Source organism: Qipengyuania citrea (assembly GCF_009828015.1).
Lineage (GTDB): Bacteria > Pseudomonadota > Alphaproteobacteria > Sphingomonadales > Sphingomonadaceae > Qipengyuania > Qipengyuania citrea.
The window spans coordinates 911,158-928,395 of sequence record NZ_WTYG01000001.1; the positions used below are offsets into that span (position 1 = coordinate 911,158).

At 64.7% G+C, this 17,238-nt stretch carries 18 protein-coding genes; all 18 read left to right on the forward strand.

The genetic code is table 11. The annotated features are described in order from the left end of the window. Positions 1-68: 68 nt before the first annotated feature. The 18 genes from glpX to GRI55_RS04385 all read left to right on the forward strand — a co-directional run bounded on the left by glpX (position 69) and on the right by GRI55_RS04385 (position 17,075). Positions 69-1,043 (forward strand): class II fructose-bisphosphatase, encoded by a 975-nt coding sequence (glpX, locus tag GRI55_RS04300; RefSeq protein ID WP_050601385.1) that lies wholly within the window; start codon positions 69-71, stop codon positions 1,041-1,043. Positions 1,044-1,140: 97 nt separating this feature from the next. After that, the gene (locus GRI55_RS04305) at positions 1,141-2,076 is read left to right on the forward strand and encodes a ribose-phosphate pyrophosphokinase (protein ID WP_050601384.1); all 936 of its coding nucleotides are present in this window, start codon (positions 1,141-1,143) and stop codon (positions 2,074-2,076) included. A 2-nt stretch (positions 2,077-2,078) separates the two neighbouring features. Next, on the forward strand, positions 2,079-2,876 hold the full coding sequence (gene hisN, locus GRI55_RS04310; protein WP_160766291.1) for a histidinol-phosphatase: 798 nt from the start codon (positions 2,079-2,081) through the stop codon (positions 2,874-2,876). A 25-nt stretch (positions 2,877-2,901) separates the two neighbouring features. After that, a complete protein-coding gene (locus tag GRI55_RS04315) occupies positions 2,902-3,657 on the forward strand; it encodes an SDR family NAD(P)-dependent oxidoreductase (protein WP_160766292.1) in 756 nt (251 codons plus the stop codon). A 1-nt stretch (position 3,658) separates the two neighbouring features. Continuing rightward, the gene (locus tag GRI55_RS04320; protein ID WP_063510532.1) at positions 3,659-4,405 is read left to right on the forward strand and encodes an SDR family oxidoreductase; all 747 of its coding nucleotides are present in this window, start codon (positions 3,659-3,661) and stop codon (positions 4,403-4,405) included. Between the two features lie 119 nt (positions 4,406-4,524). Next, positions 4,525-4,728, forward strand: a complete 204-nt coding sequence (rpmI, locus tag GRI55_RS04325; RefSeq protein ID WP_050601380.1) for a 50S ribosomal protein L35 — start codon at positions 4,525-4,527, stop codon at positions 4,726-4,728. Positions 4,729-4,751: 23 nt separating this feature from the next. Further along, positions 4,752-5,111, forward strand: coding sequence for a 50S ribosomal protein L20 (gene rplT / locus GRI55_RS04330; protein WP_050601379.1), 360 nt, complete (start codon positions 4,752-4,754; stop codon positions 5,109-5,111). 119 nt (positions 5,112-5,230) lie between these two features. Further along, positions 5,231-6,103, forward strand: coding sequence for a helix-turn-helix domain-containing protein (locus GRI55_RS04335; protein WP_234000575.1), 873 nt, complete (start codon positions 5,231-5,233; stop codon positions 6,101-6,103). A 104-nt stretch (positions 6,104-6,207) separates the two neighbouring features. Beyond that, on the forward strand, positions 6,208-7,098 hold the full coding sequence (locus GRI55_RS04340; protein ID WP_160766293.1) for a helix-turn-helix domain-containing protein: 891 nt from the start codon (positions 6,208-6,210) through the stop codon (positions 7,096-7,098). A 105-nt stretch (positions 7,099-7,203) separates the two neighbouring features. Further along, positions 7,204-8,322, forward strand: coding sequence for a phenylalanine--tRNA ligase subunit alpha (pheS, locus tag GRI55_RS04345; protein WP_160766294.1), 1,119 nt, complete (start codon positions 7,204-7,206; stop codon positions 8,320-8,322). Beyond that, entirely contained in the window at positions 8,319-10,709 is a 2,391-nt protein-coding gene (pheT, locus tag GRI55_RS04350) for a phenylalanine--tRNA ligase subunit beta (protein WP_160766295.1), read from the forward strand. Before pheS ends, pheT begins: the two co-directional genes overlap by 4 nt. Next, a complete protein-coding gene (locus tag GRI55_RS04355) occupies positions 10,706-11,458 on the forward strand; it encodes an SDR family NAD(P)-dependent oxidoreductase (RefSeq protein ID WP_160766296.1) in 753 nt (250 codons plus the stop codon). The genes pheT and GRI55_RS04355 overlap by 4 nt, the downstream gene beginning before the upstream one ends. A gap of 97 nt (positions 11,459-11,555) precedes the next feature. Continuing rightward, positions 11,556-13,076 (forward strand): peptide chain release factor 3, encoded by a 1,521-nt coding sequence (locus GRI55_RS04360; RefSeq protein ID WP_160766297.1) that lies wholly within the window; start codon positions 11,556-11,558, stop codon positions 13,074-13,076. A gap of 37 nt (positions 13,077-13,113) precedes the next feature. Next, positions 13,114-13,986, forward strand: a complete 873-nt coding sequence (locus GRI55_RS04365) for an alpha/beta fold hydrolase (protein WP_160766298.1) — start codon at positions 13,114-13,116, stop codon at positions 13,984-13,986. After that, on the forward strand, positions 13,986-14,543 hold the full coding sequence (locus GRI55_RS04370; RefSeq protein WP_160766299.1) for a pyridoxamine 5'-phosphate oxidase family protein: 558 nt from the start codon (positions 13,986-13,988) through the stop codon (positions 14,541-14,543). Before GRI55_RS04365 ends, GRI55_RS04370 begins: the two co-directional genes overlap by 1 nt. Before the next feature lie 6 nt (positions 14,544-14,549). Beyond that, positions 14,550-15,248, forward strand: coding sequence for an endonuclease/exonuclease/phosphatase family protein (locus GRI55_RS04375; RefSeq protein WP_160766300.1), 699 nt, complete (start codon positions 14,550-14,552; stop codon positions 15,246-15,248). Between the two features lie 145 nt (positions 15,249-15,393). Then, a complete protein-coding gene (locus tag GRI55_RS04380; protein ID WP_050601371.1) occupies positions 15,394-15,732 on the forward strand; it encodes a P-II family nitrogen regulator in 339 nt (112 codons plus the stop codon). Between the two features lie 14 nt (positions 15,733-15,746). Continuing rightward, the gene (locus tag GRI55_RS04385) at positions 15,747-17,075 is read left to right on the forward strand and encodes an ammonium transporter family protein (RefSeq protein WP_050601370.1); all 1,329 of its coding nucleotides are present in this window, start codon (positions 15,747-15,749) and stop codon (positions 17,073-17,075) included. Positions 17,076-17,238 lie beyond the last annotated feature (163 nt).

The window sequence follows — 17,238 nt, forward strand, 5'->3', positions numbered from 1 at the left end:
CCGCCGCACGACCGCAAACCGTGTGGCCAACGTCATGCGCCACACACACGTGAGGGACTGAACCGACTATGAACTCGCCCGCCGAAAATCCGCTCGACCGCGTCCTTGTCCTCGAAATGGTTCGTGTGACCGAAGCTGCGGCAGTGGCCGCATCCAAGCTGATCGGGCGCGGCGACGAGAAGGCTGCCGATGCGGCTGCCGTCGAAGCCATGCGCAAGGCGTTCGATACGCTTGCTATCGATGGCACCGTGGTGATCGGCGAAGGCGAGCGGGACGAGGCGCCCATGCTGTTCATCGGCGAAAAGGTCGGCGGCGCGCCGGGTGAAGGCCCCAAGATCGATATCGCGCTGGACCCGCTCGAGGGAACGACCATCACCGCGAAAGCGGGGCCCAATGCCTTGGCAGTGCTCGCGGCGGCGGCAGAGGGCTGCCTGCTCAACGCTCCCGATGTCTATATGGACAAGCTGGCGGTGGGCCCGGGCTATCCCGATGGCATCATCGACCTGGCCAAGAGCCCGACCGAAAACGTGCAGGCGGTGGCGAAGGCCAAGGGCGTGGCGCCTTCCGACATCATCGTCTGCGTGCTCGACCGCCCACGTCATGCCGAACTGATCGCCGAACTGCGCGGCCTGGGCTGCGGGGTTGTGCTGATCGGCGATGGCGATGTCGCCGGCGTGATCGCGGTGACCGACGAGGACACGACGATCGATATGTACATGGGTCAGGGCGGTGCGCCCGAGGGCGTCCTGGCGGCGGCGGCGCTGCGCTGCGTCGGGGGCCAGTTCAACGGCCGGCTGGTGTTCCGCAACGATGACGAACGCGGCCGCGCGGCGAAATGGGGCATCGATGATCTCGACCGCATCTATACCCGCGACGATCTGGTGAAGGGCGATTGCATCTTCGCCGCGACCGGAGTCACGCCGGGTTCGCTGCTCGACGGGGTAAAGTATCTACGCGGCGGACGCATGACGACCGAAAGCGTGGTCATGCGCTCGAGCAGCGGCACGGTGCGCTGGATCAAGGGCGAACACCGCGAGGGCTAGGCGTGGTCGGGGCGGGGAAACGCGCCCGTCGGTTGTTGCATATCCGTGACGCTCGGCTAGGCGGGGCGCACATCCAGTTTGCCCGGGGATTCTCCGCATGAAAATCATGGCCGCCAACTCGAACCTGCCGCTTGCACGGGCCATTGCAGGTTATCTCGAAATGCCGCTGGTGGATGCGCAGGTGCGCCGCTTTGCCGACGAGGAGATCTTCGTCGAGATCCACGAGAACGTGCGCGGCGAAGACGTGTTCGTCGTCCAGTCGACCAGCTATCCGGCCAACGACAATCTGATGGAACTGCTGATCTGCATCGACGCGCTCAAGCGCGCTTCGGCGCGGCGCATCACAGCAGTCGTGCCCTATTTCGGCTATGCCCGCCAAGACCGCAAACCCGGCCCGCGGACTCCGATTTCGGCCAAGCTGGTAGCCAATCTGATTACCGAGGCAGGGGCCGAGCGCGTGCTCGCGGTCGATCTCCACGCGGGACAGATCCAGGGCTTCTTCGACATCCCGACCGACAATCTGTTCGCCGCCCCGGTGATGGCGGCAGATATCCAGGCGCGCTACGGCGACGAGGACCTGATGGTCGTCAGCCCCGATGTCGGCGGCGTCGTGCGTGCGCGTGCACTGGCCAAGCGGCTCGACAACGCACCGCTGGCGATCGTCGACAAGCGGCGCGATCGCCCCGGCGAAAGCGAAGTGATGAATATCATCGGCGACGTGTCGGGCCGGCACTGCATCCTGATCGACGACATCGTCGATTCGGGCGGGACCCTGTGCAACGCGGCGCAGGCGCTGCTCGATCAGGGTGCGGCTTCGGTCGCGGCCTATATCACGCATGGCGTCCTTTCGGGCGGGGCCGTGGCACGGGTCGACAAATCCGCGCTCAAGGAACTGGTCATCACCGATTCGATCCGGCCGACCGATGCCGCCAAGGATTCCGAACGGATCCGCATTCTGACGATCGCACCGCTGGTCGGCGAAGCGGTCCGCCGCATTGCCGACGAAAGCTCGGTCAGCTCGCTGTTCGATTGAGCATGGCGACCGCTGCCGATCTTGCGCTCGCCAATCGCCTCGCCGAAGCGGCGGGTGAAGCGATCCGTCCGCTGTTCCGCGGCGAATGGTCGCAGGAACAGAAGGCGGACCGCAGCTTCGTGACCGAGGCCGACCGCGTCGCCGAGGCGGCGATGCGCGCGATTCTCGAGAGCGAGCGTACGGATGACGGAATTATCGGGGAGGAATACGGCACACGCAACGAGGGTGCGGGGCGGCAATGGGTGCTCGACCCGATCGACGGCACCACCAGCTTCATCGCCGGTCGCCCCATTTTCGGTACGCTGATCGCGCTGATGCAGGATGGTTGGCCGGTGCTCGGCGTGATCGACCAGCCCATCGCGCGTGAACGGTGGGTCGGACGGATCGGCGAGGGCACCACCTTCAACGGCAGTCCGGTGCGCGCGGTTGCGTGCAAGGAGCTGTCCGACGCGGTTCTCGGCACGACCACGCCGCACCAGTTCTCCGGCGACGACGTCGACGCCTTCATGGGTGTCGCCAAAGCGGTGGCCGAGCGCAAGATCATCTATGGCGGTGATTGCTACAATTACGGGCTCGTCGCCTCCGGCCATGTCGACATCGTCGTCGAAGCCGGTCTCAAGCTTTATGATTTTGCAGCACTGGTGCCCGTGGTCGAAGGCGCGGGCGGGGTCATGAGCGACTGGCAAGGCAATCCGCTCGATGCCGAAAGCGATGGCCGGGTCATCGCGCTGGGCGATGCCGCACGGCTCGAAGACGTGCTCGAGGCGATGGGCGGGCTAGCCCACGACCATGGGCACTGATCGGCGCCAGGCCCGTTAGCCCGGCATGCAAACCATCTTGATAACCGGCGCCGCAAACGGGATCGGGCGCGCAACCGCAATGCATTTTCATGGCCTCGGCTGGCAGGTGATCGGTCTCGACACGGATACCGAAGCGCTGGCCGAATTGCGCGGCGCGCTACCGCGGGAAAGCGCGCTCTTCCTGAGCTGCGATGTCGGCCGCGAGAGCGAGGTAAGGAACGCGTTCGAGGGGATCGGCGAATGGCTGGGGGAGTGCCCGCTCGATTGCCTCGTCAACAACGCCGGTATCGCCGATCCCGTAGCTGGCCCGCTGGAGGAGCTCGAGCTGGCTGAATGGCAGACGTGGATCGATGCCAGCCTGACCGGCGCCTTTCTGGTTACGCGCGCTTCGCTGGCGTTCCTGCGGCGCAGCGCCTGCGCGAGTATCGCGAATATCTCATCCACCCGTGCGGTGATGAGCGAGCCTGATACCTTTGCCTATGCGGCGGCGAAGGGCGGGCTCGATGCACTCACCCATTCGCTCGCGGTCTCGCTTGGGCCCAGGATCCGCGCGAATGCGATACGTCCGGGCTGGATCGAAACCGGGCCGTGGCAGAAAGAGGGCAAACGGAGCCATCCCGAGCATCGACCCAAGGACCGCGAGCAGCATCCGGTCGGGCGCATCGGGCGGCCGGAGGATATTGCCGAGGCAGTCGCCTATCTGCACGCAGCGGGGTTCGTGACCGGGCAGCACCTCAATATCGACGGTGGCATGACGGCGAAGATGATCTACGAGCGCTGACATGACAGTGGAGGGATCGCTTGCCGGGCGCATCGCGCTCGTTACCGGCGCGTCGCGCGGGCTCGGTTTCGAGATCGCCCGGCGCATGGCAGAACAGGGCGCGCGCGTCTGGCTCAACGGGCGTGGGGCCAGCGCAGTCGAAGCCGCCGCCGAACGGATCGGCCCTAACGCCCGGGCCTTGCCCTTCGATATCGGGGATGACCAGGCGAGCGCGGCGGCATTCGCGCGTCTTGCCGAAGATGGCCTCGATATTCTCGTCAACAATGTCGGGCAACGCGACCGGCGGCCGCTGGAGCAATTGCGACGGGCCGATATGGCGGCGATGCTCTCGACCAACCTCGTCGCGCCTTTCGATCTTGCGCGCCGCGCGGCGCCGCTGATGCAGGCGCGCGAATACGGGCGGATCATCAACATCACCTCGATCGCGGCCGATATCGCCCGGGGCGATGTGCTCTACACTGCCAGCAAGGGCGGCCTGGCCGCGCTGACCCGTGCGCTGGCGGCTGAACTGGGCGCCATCGGGATTACGGTCAACGCCATCGCCCCGGGCTATTTCGCAACCGAAGCGAATGGCGAAATGACCGCCGATCCGGAAATCGCACGGCACCTTGCCCGCCGGACCTCGCTGGGCCGTTGGGGCGAACCGGGCGAGATCGCCGGGGCAGTCGCTTTCCTTGCCGCGCCCGAGGCGAGCTATATCACCGGCCATACGCTGGCGGTCGATGGCGGTTATCTGACCCACTTCTGACTTGCTTTACCGCGCACAATCGCTATCAGCGCGCCCTTCACCGACACGTGATTCATCTGCCGGTCTGGCCGTAAGGGCTGCCAGGGCTGGTTGGACGTGTCTCTGTCAAGGAGATGAAAATGCCCAAGCTTAAGACCAAAAGCGGTGTGAAGAAGCGCTTCAAGATCACTGCGACCGGCAAGGTCAAGCATGGTGTCGCCGGCAAGCGCCACCGCCTGATCAGCCACAATGCGAAGTATATTCGCCAGAACCGCGGCACCACTGTCCTGTCGGAAGCCGACAGCAGAACGGTGAAAAAGTGGGCCCCCTACGGCCTCGACTGAGCGCGAATTAAGGAGAATACGAAATGCCTCGCATCAAACGCGGCGTCACCACGCGCCAGAAGCACAAGCGTCTACTGGATCAGGCGAAGGGCTATCGCGGCCGTCGCAAGAACACGATCCGCGTCGCCCGTCAGGCTGTCGAAAAGGCCGGCCAGTACGCCTATCGCGACCGCAAGGTTAAGAAGCGCAGCTTCCGCGCCCTGTGGATCCAGCGCATCAATGCCGCGGTCCGCGCCGAAGGTCTTACCTACTCGCAGTTCATGCACGGCACCAAGCTCGCCGGCATTGAACTCGACCGCAAGGTCATGGCCGACCTGGCGATGAACGAATCGGCCGCCTTCAAGGCGATCATCGATCAGGCGAAGAAGGCGCTGCCCGCCTAAGTCGCGGTCCGTGCCCGGAATTGCGAAGGGCGCTCCGTATGGGGCGCCCTTTTGCGTTGGGCCGCTTGCCGCCGTCCGCCAAGGCGTTATGAGCTTTTGGCAGGGGAAACGGGGGGCGCGTGGCCGAGGGTGATGTGATCGATGTGCGCTTCTTCGCACCGCCGGCCGATCTGGCGCATTGCTTCACGACATTCTACCGGCTGGAAGTGAATGTTCCGCCAGACGAAAAGCTTGAGGACTGGCTACAGCCCGAATGGGGCAACCTTCGCTTCTTCACCGATGATCCTCCGACTGCGCAAGCGCTCAAGGGTCCGCGCGTCGATGGCGCCCGTTTCCAGGCGACCGGTCCCAGTTCCTGCATGACCCACTTCACGCTCGGCCGTACCCGCATGTGGGGCATCGGCCTGCGCCCGCTCGGCTGGGCACGATTCGTCGCCGACGATGCCAGCGCACATGCCAACACGGTGGTCGATGGCGAAGCGGCACCGCCGTTCGCGCGCTTTGCCCCGCTATGCGATGTCCTGTGCACGCGGGCCCGGTCCGATGAAGAGCAGTTCGATGCGCTGGCCAGCTTCTTTCGCCAGCTTGCCGAACCTCCGCGCGACCAGCCGCGGATCCAGCGGGTGCACGAGGTCATGGTCGACCCGCGGCTGCTGCAGGTCGAGGAGTTCGCCCGGCGCAGCGGCTTGTCCAAGCGAACGCTGGAGCGCGTGTGCGCCCGCCATTTCGGGTTCGCACCGCGTCTGCTGCTGCGTCGGCAACGGTTGATGCGCAGTCTTGCGGCATTCATGCTCGAACCGCGCGCCAGCTGGTCCGCAGTGATCGACCGCCATTACCACGACCAGTCGCATTTCGTGCACGAGTTCCACGCTTTCATGGGCTGCACACCGAGCGACTACGCCGCGCAGCCGCATCCCGTCCTGAGTGCGTTCATGGCCGAGCGCAAGCGGATATGGGGATCACCCGTACAGACGCTCGATCCGCCGACATAGCGGTCGATCAACGGATGCTTTTTTGCTAGCCGGGATGCCAAGGGCGTTTTTACGATGATTTCGACGCATCAGGGCCGGTCATATTCTTGCGCGGAGAACCCGCGATGAGCACGGGGGAAGCGCCGGCGGGTGTCGCGCTGCGGTTCTTCCTGCCGCCCCGCCGATTGCGTCCCTTCATCACCACCCTCTACCATATGGAAATCTCAGGTGCCGAGGACGAACCGGTGGTCGACTGGCTCCACCCCGAATGGGCCAATTTGCGCATCATTCCCGAACGCACAGTCGCAGCCGGGATGCGCGGCCAGCCGCTCGAGCGCATGCCACGGGCAGTGATGGCCGGGCCGACCAGTTTCGCCACGCATTTCAGCGCATACACCGGCCGGTCGTGGGGTATCGGCCTGATGCCGCGGGGGTGGGCGCGGCTGACCGATACGCCCGCCAGCGCCTACGCCGATCGGTACAGCGACGTCGAGAAAGACCCGGCGTTCGATCATCTGCGGAGCCTGTGCGCCTGTGTCCCCGCAGCGGACGGAAATCTCCTTGCCGAACGCGACGCCCTGGTGCGCGGACTGGACCGTCTGCTGGCGCAGCCCGTCGCGCGCGAAGAGGACATTCTGCGTCTGGAGGAGGCGCTGAGCGATCCAAGGTTCCACACCGTGGCCGAACTGGCTGAAGCGCTGGGGATGAGCCCGCGGACGATGGAACGGTTCTGCAGCCGGGTATTCGGGTTCTCGCCCCAATTGCTGCTGCGCCGCCAGCGCTTCGTGCGCAGCCTGGCCAAGTTCATGCTCGATCCCTCGCTTAAATGGATCGACACACTCGACGGACATTATCACGATCAGGCGCACTTCGTCCGCGACTTCAAGCGCTTCATGTTGATGTCGCCGAGCGAATACGCCAGCCGGCCCCACCCGGTGCTGGCTGCAGCAGCGCATGCGCGTCTGGCCGTAGCGGGTCAGGCGATGCAGGTCCTGCACGAACCCAGCGCCGATTGAGCACAGCGGATCGTGCGGGCCGATCACCAAACTGGGCTTTAGCATTGGGGCACTTGGCGCTAGGGCCAGCGGGTAGTCCCATCCGACAGTTCCAAGCCAGGCAGAATGACCGACCTCGACCAACTCAAGACCGATGCGCTGACGCGGATCGAAGATGCTCCCGATGCAGCTGCGCTCGAAGCGCTGCGGATCGAATTCCTCGGCAAGCAGGGATCGATTTCGGGCTTGATGAAAACGCTCGGCAAGATGTCGCCCGAAGACCGGCAGGTTCAGGGGCCGCTGCTCAATGGCCTGCGGACCGCGGCCGCCGATGCGATTGCCGCGCGCAAGGAAGTGCTCGAGGATGCGGAGCTCGAAGCGCGTCTCGCGACGGAAGGCCTCGACCTGACGCTGCCGGCGCCGGCCATGCCGAGCGGCTCGGTCCATCCGGTCAGCCAGGTGATGGACGAACTGGCGGAAATCTTCGCCGACCTCGGCTTCTCGGTCGCCACTGGTCCGGAGATCGAGGACGACTGGCACAATTTCACCGCGCTCAACATGGCCGAAACGCATCCTGCGCGGGCGATGCACGACACCTTCTATTTCCCCGACCACGATAGCGACGGGCACCGCATGCTGCTGCGCACGCATACTTCGCCGGTGCAGATCCGCTCGATGGTCGAGGTTGCTTCGAAGGATGCAGGGGGCGCGCCGATCCGGATCATCGCCCCGGGCCGCGTCTATCGCAGCGACAGCGATGCGACGCACACGCCGATGTTCCACCAGGTCGAAGGGCTGGTGATCGATCGCGATATTCACTTGGGCCATCTCAAGTGGACGCTGGAGACCTTTCTCAAGGCCTTCTTCGAACGCGACGACATCGTGCTGCGCCTGCGCCCGTCCTACTTCCCCTTCACCGAGCCGTCGGTCGAGGTCGATGTCGGCTGGCAGGATGTGAAGGGCCGCCGCGTGCTCGGCGGGGACGGTGACGCGCCGGGGCATGGCTGGATGGAACTGCTGGGCAGCGGCATGGTCAACCGCCGCGTGCTCGAGTTCGCCGGGCTCGACGCCGACGAATGGCAGGGCTTCGCCTTCGGCGTGGGCGTCGACCGTCTCGCCATGCTCAAATACGGGATGGACGATTTGCGGGCCTTCTTCGATGGCGACGGACGCTGGCTCGATCATTACGGCTTCAGCCCGTTCGACCAGCCGACCCTTTCCGCAGGCGTAGGAGCGAAGGCATGAAGTTCTCGCTCGAATGGCTCAAACACTTCCTCGACACCGATGCTTCGGTGCCGGAAATCGCAGCCGCGCTCAACCGGATCGGCCATGAGGTCGAAGGCATCGAGGACCCGGCGGAAAGGCTCGCAGGGTTCCGCGTCGCCAAGGTGCTGACCGCCGCCAAGCATCCCGATGCCGACAAGCTGCAGGTGCTGAGCGTCGACACGGGCGAGGGCGATCCACTGCAGGTCGTCTGCGGCGCGCCCAATGCGCGTGCGGGCATGAAGGGGGTGCTGGGCCTGCCCGGCGCGGTGGTTCCGGCCAATGGCATGGAACTGCGCAAGAGCGCGATCCGCGGGGTCGAATCGAACGGCATGATGTGTTCGGTGCGCGAGCTCGAACTGGGCGATGAACACGACGGAATTATCGAACTGCCCGAGGACGCGCCGGTCGGCACCAGCTTTGCCGAATACAGCGATGCGTCGCCGGTGTTCGACGTCGCGATCACGCCCGACCGGCCCGATTGCATGGGCGTGATGGGCATTGCGCGCGATCTGGCTGCCGCGGGGCTGGGGACGTTCAAACCGGTCGACGTGCCTGCCATCACGGGTGACGGCGCGTGCCCGGTTGAAGTGAAGATCGAGGACACGGAAGGCGTCCCGGCCTATTTCGCCCGGGTGATCCGCGGCGTCCGCAACGGCCCGTCGCCCGACTGGATGCAGCGCCGGCTCAAGGCGGCCGGCCAGCGGCCGATCAGCGCGCTGGTCGATTGCACCAACTACCTGATGTTCGCGACCGGGCGCCCGGCGCATGTCTACGACCTCGCCAAGCTGAGCGGGGCGATGGTCGCCCGCCGCGCTGCCGCTGGTGAGAGCGTCGAGGCGTTGAACGAGAAGACCTACACGCTCGACGAGACGATGACCGTGATTGCCGATGATAGCGGCGTCCATGATATCGGCGGGATCATGGGCGGGGCGCATTCGGGCGCGGCCGATGACACTTGCGATGTCCTGCTCGAGATCGCCTATTTCGATCCCGAGCGCATCGGCGTGACCGGGCGCAAGCTGGGTCTTGCCTCCGATGCACGTACGCGCTTCGAGCGCGGCGTCGACCCGGCGTTTCTCGACGACGGTCTGGCGCTGCTGACCGATCTGATCGTCCAGACCTGCGGTGGCCAGCCGACCGAGGTGGTGCGCGTGGGCGAGCCGCCTGCCGAAGCGAAGATCGTGGCATTCGATCCCGCGCTGACTGCGCGTCTGGGCGGTGTCGAAATCGGCGAAGTTGAACAGCGCCGCATTCTCGAAGCGCTCGACTTCACCGTCGGGGCCGACTGGCAGGTCACCTGTCCGCTACGCCGCCATGATATCGAGGGCGCGGCCGACCTGGTCGAGGAAGTGGTCCGCATTTACGGTCTCGATCACGTTGCCAGCACCGCGCTACCCCGCGCCGAAGGCGTGGCTACGCCGACCGCATCGCCGCAGCAGCAGCTCGAACGCAAATTGCGCCGCGCTGCAGCGGCACGCGGACTCAACGAAGCGGTGACCTGGTCCTTCCTCCCCACCGCCGAGGCCGAGCATTTCGCCGACGGGGCACGGCTGTGGGTGCTCGAAAACCCGATCAGCGAAGACATGAAGGCGATGCGGCCTTCATTGATCCCCGGCCTGCTGTCGGCCGCGAAGCGCAATGCCGATCGCGGCAGCGACGGGTCGCGCCTGTTCGAGCTTGGACGCCGCTATTTCCGCGGCAAGGGCGGGGCGAGCGACGAGAAACCGACGTTGGGTGTCGTGCTTGCAGGCGACAAGACGCCGCGCGGTTGGGCGCAGGGTAAGGCCAAGCAATTCGATGCCTTCGACGCCAAGGCCGAAGCCGAAGCGTTGCTGGCTGCTGCCGGTGCACCGGTCGGCAATCTCATGGTGATGGGCGAAGCGGGGAGCCAGTTCCACCCCGGCCAGTCGGCCACTTTGCGCCTCGGCCCGAAGAACGTGCTCGCCCGGTTTGGCGCGCTGCATCCCAAGACGCTGAAGACCTTCGATATCGAGGGACCGGTCATGGCAGTCGAAGTGTTCCTCGATGCCATACCCGCCAAGCGGGGCGGCGGCAGTTTCGCGCGCGCACCCTATGCGCCCCCGGCGCTTCAGCCGGTCACCCGCGACTTTGCTTTCCTCGTTCCTGCCGATCTCGCCGCCGGCGATCTGGTGCGGGCAGTGAGGGGGGCGGACAAGGCCGCCGTGGTTGACGCCCGCGTGTTCGACGTCTTTGCGGGCCAGGGCGTGCCCGAAGGCAAGAAATCGGTCGCGGTCGAAGTGGTGCTGCAGCCGGGCGACAAGAGTTTCACCGATGCCGAGATCAAGGCGATCGCCGACAAGGTCGTTGCTGCGGCAGCCAAACAGGGCGCGGAGCTACGCGGATGACCAGGACAGCTTTCGTCACCGGCGCCACAGCGGGCATTGGCGAGGCCACCGTCCGCACACTGGTGGCAAGCGGCTGGCGCTGTATTGCGACCGGTCGCCGCAAGGAGCGGCTTGAGGCGCTGGCGGAAGAGTTGGGCGCGGACAAGGTCCACGCTGCGGCTTTCGACGTGCGCGATATCGAGGCGATGGAAGCCGTACTCGCAGCCTTGCCCGAACCCTTCGCCGGAATCGACCTGCTGGTGAACAATGCCGGCCTCGCCCGCGGGCTAGCACCCGCGCAGGAAGCCAGCCTGGACGACTGGCAAACCATGATCGACACCAATGTCACGGCAATGGTGGTGCTGACCCGCAAGCTCCTGCCGACGCTGATCGAGCGCAAGGGCGCGATCATTGCGATCGGTTCGGTGGCGGGCAATTATGTCTATCCCGGCGGCAACGTCTATGCAGGCTCCAAGGCCTTCGCGAACCATTTCACGCTCGCGCTGCGCGCCGACCTGCATGGTACCGGCGTACGCGTGACCAGCATCGAACCGGGGATGGTCGAGACCGAATTCACGCTGGTGCGCACTGGCAGCCAGGATGCCAGTGACGATCTCTACCGCGGGGCGAACCCGATGACCGGGCAGGATATCGCCGACATGATCAAATGGGTCGCCGAACTGCCTCCGCATCTCAACATCAACCGGCTCGAACCGATGCCGGTGAACCAGGATTTCGCCGGCTTTCGGGTGGCGAGAGAGCACCACTGACCGTCACCCCCGCGACGGCGGGGGTCCAGCCGACCTTTCCGCCCGTTGATATGTTATCTGGATTTCCGCCTGCGCGGGAATGACGAGGAAAGTTGAAATGTCGAACCGCCGTACCTTCGCGATCATTTCGCACCCCGACGCGGGCAAGACCACGCTGACCGAAAAGCTGCTGCTGACCGGCGGCGCGATCCATCTGGCGGGCGAGGTCAAGGCGCGCGGACAGGCGCGGCGCGCGCGGTCTGACTGGATGAAGATCGAACAGCAGCGCGGCATCTCGGTGACCAGCTCGGTCATGACCTTCGAACGCGAAGGCATCACCTTCAACCTGCTCGACACGCCGGGGCACGAAGACTTCTCCGAAGACACCTACCGCACGCTGACCGCTGTCGACAGCGCGATCATGGTGATCGATGCCGCCAAGGGTATCGAGCCGCAAACGCGCAAGCTGTTCGAGGTCTGCCGCCTGCGCAGCGTGCCGATCATCACCTTCGTCAACAAGGTCGACCGCGAGGGCCGCCCCGTATTCGAACTGCTCGACGAGATCGCGGACATGCTCGCGCTCGATGTCAGCCCGCAGGCCTATCCGGTCGGCATGGGCGGCGAGTTCGAAGGCGTGCTCGATTTCGCCAGCGGCTGCGTCGCGCGGCCCGAGGGACCCAGCAAGGAATTCCTCGGCACGCGCGACTGCGATGCGCAAATACCCGAGCGCTTCGCGGAAAACATCGAACTGGCTCAGATCGGCTATCCCGAATTCGATCTGGAGGCCTATCGCAATGGCGATCTAACCCCGGTCTATTTCGGCTCGGCTTTGAAGAATTTCGGTGTCACCGAACTGATCGAGGCGATTGCGAAATACGCGCCGCCGCCGCGTCCGCAGCCTGCGGGAGATGAGCAGATCCCGCCCACCCGCGACGAGGTCACGGGCTTCATCTTCAAGGTCCAGGCGAACATGGACCCCAACCACCGCGACCGGATCGCCTTTATGCGGCAGGTTTCGGGGACCTTCAAACGCGGCATGAAGCTGACGCCGAGCGGGCTAGGCAAACCGGTGGCGATCCATTCGCCCATCCTGTTCTTCGCGCAGGACCGCGAGGTGGCCGATACGGCTGAACCGGGCGACATCATCGGCATACCCAACCACGGTACACTGCGGGTGGGCGATACGCTGAGCGAGAAGAACGCAATCCGCTTTACCGGGCTGCCGAACTTCGCGCCGGAGATCCTGCGCCGCGTCGCGCTGGTCGATCCGACCAAGACCAAGCAATTGCGCAAAGCGCTCGATGACCTCTCGGAAGAGGGCGTGATCCAGGTGTTCTATCCCGAGCTGGGCGGGCAGTGGATCATCGGCGTCGTCGGTCAGCTCCAGCTCGAAGTGCTGATTAGCCGCCTCTCGGCCGAATATAAGGTCGAAGCCAAACTTGAAGCGTCGCCTTTTGCCACTGCACGCTGGGTCAGGGGGGATGCGAAGGCGCTGGCGGAATTCGAGAAATTCAACCTGTCGACGCTGGCCAAGGATCGCGACGGCGATTTGGTATTCATGGCTAAGAGCCCGTGGGACGTGAACTACCAGCAGGAAAAGAACCCCGACCTCATCTTCTCGGCGACGAAGGAGCGGTAGGCTTGCGGGCACGGCGGTGACGCGGCATGGAAACCGCATGACGCTACATGCCGGACCGACCTCGCAGACCTTCATTTCGCAGCGCCTGCGCCTCCATTATCTCGACTGGGGCAATCGCGGGAAACCGCCGCTGGTGCTGGTGCATGGCGGACGCGACCATGCGCGCAGCTGGGACTGGGTGGCCGAGCAATTGCGCGAGGACTGGCATGTGGTCGCGCTCGATCACCGAGGCCACGGTGACAGCGACTGGGTCAGCGATGGCAATTATTCGGCTAACGACATGGTCTACGACCTTGCGCAGTTGATCCACCAATTGGGTGTCGGACCGGTCACCATCGTCAGCCACTCGATGGGCGGCAATGTTTCGCTGCGCTATGCCGGGACCTTTCCCGACATGGTCAAGAAGATCGTGGCGATCGAAGGGTTGGGCCCCAGCCCCAAACGGCAGGCCGAAATGCGCGCCGTTCCTTATCCCCAGCGCCTCAACGAATGGATCGGCAAGAAACGCGCCGCGTCGGGCCGCAGTCCGCGCAAATACGACAGCATCGAAGCGGCGTTCGCGCGCATGATCGAAGAGAACAGCTACCTCACCGAGGAGCAGGCGCGTCACCTGACGGTCCACGGGGTCAACCGCAACGAAGACGGAACCTACAGCTGGAAGTTCGACCCGCATCTCAACGTCTGGGCGGTCGAAGACATCGCCGATGAATTCCTCTACCAGACCTGGGCGGCGATCAGCGCGCCGACACTGCTGCTGTATGGCGCCGACAGTTGGGCCTCCAACCCCGAAGGCGACGGCCGGCTCGACCACTTTGCTAATGCCGAAGTGATCGAGTTCGAGAACGCGGGTCACTGGCTGCACCACGATCAGTTCGACCGCTTCATGGCGACGCTGAGGGACTTTCTTTAGTGGCCGAATTCTTCGATCGGCTGGATGACAAGCACATGGCCATGATCGGCAGGCAGCCGGTCTTTTTCGTCGCCACTGCCGCCGACGATGCGCGCATCAATCTCAGCCCCAAGGGCTATGACGCGTTTCGCGTACTATCGCCGACCCGCGTCGCCTATCTCGATCTTGGCGGGTCGGGCAACGAGACGCACGCCCATCTCGCGGCCGACGGGCGCATCACGGTGATGTTCTGCAATTTCGACCGGCTCGCGCTGATCCTGCGGATCTATGGCCGCGGCCGGCCGGTCCTTCCGCAGGATGCGGACTGGGACGCATTGGCCGGTCAATTCGATCTGCTGCCCGGCACGCGGCAGATATTCGACATCGCGGTCGAGAGTGTGCAGACCAGCTGCGGCTGGGGTGTGCCCTTCATGGATTATCGTGAGGAGCGGCACACGCTCAAGAAAGCGCATGGCCAGGCCGATCCCGATGAGTGGGTTGCCAAGACGCAGGGGCGCACCATCAGTATCGATGGTCTTCCGACCAGGCCGACCGACCGCTATTTCAAGGGTGAGTAGCCCCGCGTGCAGCTTACCTTCGCCAGCTACAACATCCACAAGGCCGTCGGGCTCGATCGCAAGCGCGATCCCGAGCGCATCCTGTCGGTGCTGCACGAGATCGATGCCGATATCGTCGCGTTGCAGGAAGCCGACCGGCGGATTGGCGAGCGCGCCAGCGTGCTCCCGCGCGCGGAGATCGACGACACCCACTGGCGCGTGATCGAGGTGGCCAAGCGTCCGCGGAGCATCGGCTGGCACGGCAATGCGCTGCTTGTGCGACGCGACCTCGAGATACTCTCGGGCGAAGCGCTCGACCTGCCGACGCTCGAACCGCGCGGTGCCGCATGCGGTGAAATCGTCGTCGAAGGCCGGCCCCTGCGGGTGATCGGCACGCATCTCGACCTGTCCGGACTGCGCCGCCGCGACCAGATCCGCTCGCTGCTGGCTTTCGTGGGCGCTTGCAACCGCGATCTGCCGACCGTGATCATGGGCGATTTCAACCAGTGGGGGCGCACCACCGGGGCCATGCGCGAGTTCTCTTCCGACTGGCAGATCGTCACGCCCGGGCGCAGCTATCCCAGTCGGCAGCCGGTTGCCACGCTCGACCGGATCGTGGCCAGCAAGCATTGGCGGCTGGTCGAAACCGAGGTCCATCATACCGGCCTCGCCGCCGTGGCATCGGATCATCTGCCGGTCATTGCCAAGCTGGAATTGCTTAAATAACAGGCAGTCGCCCAATCATTGGGCAATCAACTGCGCTCATCCGCTCCTCCTGCGTTCGATTTGTACCGAAATCGCGTTTGGCACGCACATTGCTGACTGTGATCCCGCCGGTGCTTGGCCGGTGGATCACACAGGGGGTGAAGGCGTGAAATTCATCATCGCAGTCATCAAGCCATTCAAGCTCGACGAAGTGCGCGAAGCGCTCGGCGGCATTGGAGTGGCGGGAATGACCGTTACCGAAGTCAAGGGTTTCGGCCGCCAGAAGGGCCAGACCGAAATCTACCGCGGCGCCGAATATTCGACCAACATGCTGCCCAAGGTGAAGCTCGAAATCGCGGCCAGCGACGATCTCGCCGCGCAGGTGGTCGAGACGATCCAGCAGACCGCCAGCACCGAAGCCATCGGCGATGGCAAGATCTTCGTCTTCGACCTGGCCAGCGCCACGCGCATCCGCACCGGCGAAACCGGCGACACCGCGCTTTGAGGGGGCATCCGCACATGACCAGAAAACATCTCTACACTGCACCCCTGGCGCTCGCCGGGTTGCTCGTTTCCGCCCCTGCCTTTGCGCAGGAAGCGGTCCTTCCCGAAGCCGCGGAAGCGGTCTCGGGCGGCACCGCCTATATCCTCAACACCCTGCTGTTCCTGATCGGCGGTTTCCTCGTCATGTGGATGGCCGCTGGCTTTGCCATGCTCGAAGCCGGGCTGGTGCGTTCGAAGAACGTCTCGGTCCAGTGTCTCAAGAACATCGGGCTCTACTCGATTGCGGGCCTGATGTTCTGGGTGATCGGCTACTCGATCGCCTATCCGGGCTTCGAAGGCGGGTTCATCGGCGTCGCCGATTTCCCCTATGCCATGCAGGGCGTGGGTGAAGCCGATACCGGCACCGGCTATTCGGTCGCCTCCGACTGGTTCTTCCAGATGGTGTTCTGCGCGACCACCGCATCGATCGTTTCGGGCACCGTGGCCGAACGCATCAAGATCGTGCCCTTCTTCATCTTCGTCACGCTGCTGACCGGCTTCATCTATCCGGTTATCGTCAGCTGGGAATGGGGCGCCGGCTGGCTCGACGCCATGGGCTTCTCCGACTTCGCGGGTTCGACGCTGGTGCACTCGACCGGTGGCTGGGCCGCGCTGATGGGCGCGCTGATCATCGGCCCCCGTCTGGGTCGCTACACTGCCAAGGGCATGACCGTATTCCCCGGGTCGAGCATCCCGCTCGCAACGCTGGGTACGTTCATCCTGTGGCTCGGCTGGTTCGGCTTCAATGGCGCCTCGCAGCTTGCGATGGGCACCGTGTCCGACGTGTCCGACGTGTCGAAGATCTTCGTCAACACCAACATGGCGGCAGCTGCCGGCGTGGTCGTGGCGATCATCCTGACCCAGCTGCGCTATGGCAAGGCCGACACTACCATGGCCCTCAACGGCGCACTGGCCGGTCTTGTCGCCATCACCGCCGAACCGCTGACCCCCAATGTGGGTATGGCGATCGTGATCGGCGGCATCGGCGGTGCACTGCCCGTGATCTTCGTGCCGCTGCTCGACAAGCTCAAGATCGACGACGTCGTCGGTGCGATCCCGGTTCACCTCGTGGCCGGCATCTGGGGTACGCTCGCCGTGCCGCTGACCAACACCGAAGTGCCGTTCATCGCGCAGCTTACCGGCGTGGTGGCAACCGGTGCCTTCGTCTGCATCACCTCGGCCATCGTCTGGTTCGCTCTCAAGGCCACCATCGGCGTACGTCCGAGTGAAGAAGAAGAATTGGCCGGTCTCGACGTCGGTGAAACCGGCATCGAAGCCTACCCGGAATTCTCCCGGGCCAATTGATTACCAGTTCGGCGGGGCGCCTTCTCTCTCTCCTCTCTCTCTCCCGGCGCCCCGCCTACCCATGTTCCTCCTGCGAACACCGACTTAATTGGGCCGGAGATCAACTCTCCGGCCCCTTTTTTGTGCGGGTTGCACAGCGGGGCTGCGGTGATTGGTGGTCACG